Annotated in this window: 3 protein-coding genes; all 3 read right to left on the bottom strand. The window is 67.8% G+C overall.

Annotated features, from left to right (window positions below; all coding sequences use genetic code 11):
- Nucleotides 1-156: 156 nt before the first annotated feature.
- Nucleotides 157-681, bottom strand: a complete 525-nt coding sequence (locus tag A612_RS02845) for a phosphoribosyltransferase (protein ID WP_040435740.1) — start codon at nt 679-681, stop codon at nt 157-159.
- A 71-nt stretch (nt 682-752) separates the two neighbouring features.
- Nucleotides 753-2126 carry an adenylosuccinate synthase gene (locus A612_RS02840; RefSeq protein WP_019373091.1) on the bottom strand — a complete coding sequence of 458 codons (1374 nt, stop codon included), beginning with the start codon at nt 2124-2126 and terminating at the stop codon, nt 753-755.
- Between the two features lie 102 nt (nt 2127-2228).
- Nucleotides 2229-2684, bottom strand: a 456-nt coding sequence (locus A612_RS02835) for an ATP phosphoribosyltransferase regulatory subunit (protein WP_019373090.1), incomplete at its 5' end; no start/stop codon positions are given.

Raw genomic sequence — 2684 nt, 5'->3', positions numbered from 1 at the left:
GAAGCCTTGAACTATACAACACAAAGGAAGCACCAGACAAGGCCGGGTGGAAAAATCTTCTGATCATTTCCACTTGCACCATCCAGGCCACTTCTTCAAGCGCCCTGGCGGTGCTGAGCACGTAGTATAGCCCGAAACTTCCCCGTCGGCGCAAGACTACAGCCTCCACTTCTCCAGCAGCTTGTCGGGCGTCAGGTTGTCGTAACCCTCGAAAGGCTGGTGGATCCAGGGGTTGGTCGGCAGGTACTCCACCGAGTAGTCGGGCGTGAAGGTGGAAAAACCCTTGGTCCAGATCACGGCGCTGCGCAGCTCGGTGATGGGGGCATAGTTGGTCTTGAGCATGCGGATCACGGCGTTGAGCGTGTGGCCCGAGTCCGCCAGGTCGTCCACCAGCAGCACCCGCCCGGCAATCTCGCCCCGCGGCGTGGTGATGAAGCGGGCGATGTCGAGGTGGCCTTGCACGGTGCCGCCCTCGGCACGGTAAGAGCTGGTGGACATGATCGCCAGCGGCTTGTCGAAGATACGGCTCAGGATGTCTCCCGGCCGCAGGCCGCCGCGTGCCAGGCAGAGGATGGTGTCGAACTCCCAACCCGACTGGTGCACCTTGAGCGCCAGCTTTTCGATGAGGTTGTGGTACTCGTCGTAGCTCACATAGAGGTGCTTGCCGTCTTCCGTCAGCATGGTGACTCCTGCATGGGGGATGGTCGATTCCTGTCCGGCGTCGGTCTGCAGCCGGGCGGCCTGGGCGTGCGTCACGCCGCGTAGGGATCCTGCAGCAGGATCGTGTGGTCGCGGTCCGGGCTGGTGGAGACCATGGCGATGGGCACGCCGGTGGTCTGTTCGATGCGCTCGAGGTAGCGCCGCGCGTTCACGGGTAGTTCGTCGTAGCGCGTCACGCCGACGGTGGATTCGCTCCAGCCGGGCAGCTGCTCGTAGATCGGGCGGCAGCGCGCAATGTCGTCGGCGCCGAGCGGCAGCAGGTCGATGCGCTCGCCGTCGAGTTCGTAGCCGACGCACAGCATCAGCTCGGTCAGGCCATCGAGCACGTCCAGCTTGGTGATGCACAGCCCCGACAGGCCATTGACCTGGGCGCTGCGCTTGAGCAGCGCGGCATCGAACCAGCCGCAGCGCCGGCTGCGGCCGGTGGTGACGCCGCGCTCGGCGCCCACCGTGCTCATGTGGTAGCCGGGCGTGCCGGGCGTCTCCCAGTCCAGTTCGGTGGGGAAGGGGCCGCCGCCCACGCGCGTGCAGTAGGCCTTGGTGATGCCCAGCACGTAGTGCAGCATGCCGGGGCCGACCCCGGCGCCGGCCGCGGCATTGCCGGCGACGCAGTTGCTCGACGTGACGTAAGGGTAGGTGCCGTGGTCCACGTCCAGCAGCGTGCCCTGGGCGCCCTCGAACAGCAGGTTGCCGCCGGCCGCATGGGCCTCGTTGAGCTCGCGCGAGACGTCGGCCATCATGGGGCGCAGCTGCTCGGCGTGCCGCATGGCTTCTTCGTAGACGGCATCGAACTGCACCTCGCCGTCGCGCAGGTAGGGTTGCAGCGCTTGTGCGAAGGTGAACTCGCGGGAGCCGAGGAACGTGGTCAGCACGTGGTTGTGCAGCGCCAGCAGCTCGCGCAGCTTCTCGGCGAAACGCTCGGGGTTCTTCAGGTCCTGCACCCGCAGGGCGCGGCGCGCGATCTTGTCCTCGTAGGCCGGCCCGATGCCGCGGCCGGTGGTGCCGATGCGCTCGGCACCGCTGTGCTCGCGTGCGGCCTCGCGCGCGACGTCCAGCGCGACATGGAATGGCAGGATCAGCGGACAGGCTTCGCTCACGCGCAGGCGCGAGCGCACTTCGACGCCGGCGCGTTCCAGCCCGGCGATTTCCTCGAGCAGCTTGGCGGCCGACAGCACGACGCCATTGCCGATGTAGCAGCGCACGCCGGGGCGCATGATGCCGCTGGGGATCAGATGCAGCGCCGTCTTCACGCCATTGATGACCAGGGTGTGACCGGCGTTGTGGCCGCCCTGGAAGCGCACCACGCCCTGGGCGCTTTCGGTCAGCCAGTCCACCAGCTTGCCCTTGCCCTCGTCGCCCCACTGGGTGCCCACGACCACCACGTTGCGGCCTTTTCCTGTCTGCATGTCAAATCCATCCAAAACGCAAAAATCCAGAATCCATCCAGGCGGCCTCGGCACCCCAGCGCATCGCGGGCGACAGGCGGCCGACCGGCTCCTGCGGCCCTCTCAGAGCGGGCGCACCTGCCAGCGGCCGTCGGCCAGCACCAGCTCGCGGTCGCAATGGAACTCGTCGACCTCGCTGCCATGCTCGGTCAGCATGCACACCACCGTCTCGCCCTGCGCGCGCAGCGCAGCGATGGCGGCCCCGGCCTCGCCGTTGCGGCTCCAGGGGGCGCGAATGGCCGCCTTGAGCGGGCGCGGCGCCACCACCGAGACGAGCTGCTTGAGGTCGAGGCTGAAGCCTGCCGCCGGGCGGTTGCGCCCGAAGGCGGCGCCGACTTCGTCATAGCGGCCGCCGCGCACCAGCGCGTCGCTGGCACCGGCCGTGTACATGGTGAAGCGGGTGCCGCTGTAGTAGGCATAGCCGCGCAGGTCAGCGAGGTCGAAGGAAACGCGCGCGCCATCGATATGGTCGGCAATCACCTGCAGGTCGGCCAGCGCCTCGGCGATGGCCGGCGCCGG

Origin of the sequence: Melaminivora alkalimesophila, assembly GCF_000282995.1 — a bacterium.
GTDB classification, from domain to species: domain Bacteria; phylum Pseudomonadota; class Gammaproteobacteria; order Burkholderiales; family Burkholderiaceae_C; genus Melaminivora; species Melaminivora alkalimesophila.
Note: the sequence above shows the minus strand (reverse complement) of the source record. Positions and strands in the feature narration are given on the sequence as shown.

Excerpts from the sequence above, each read along its gene's own strand:
- A612_RS02845 (WP_040435740.1), bottom strand. The coding sequence starts at position 681 with ATGCTGACGGAAGACGGCAAGCACCTCTATGTGAGCTACGACGAGTAC.
- A612_RS02840 (WP_019373091.1), bottom strand. The coding sequence starts at position 2,126 with ATGCAGACAGGAAAAGGCCGCAACGTGGTGGTCGTGGGCACCCAGTGG.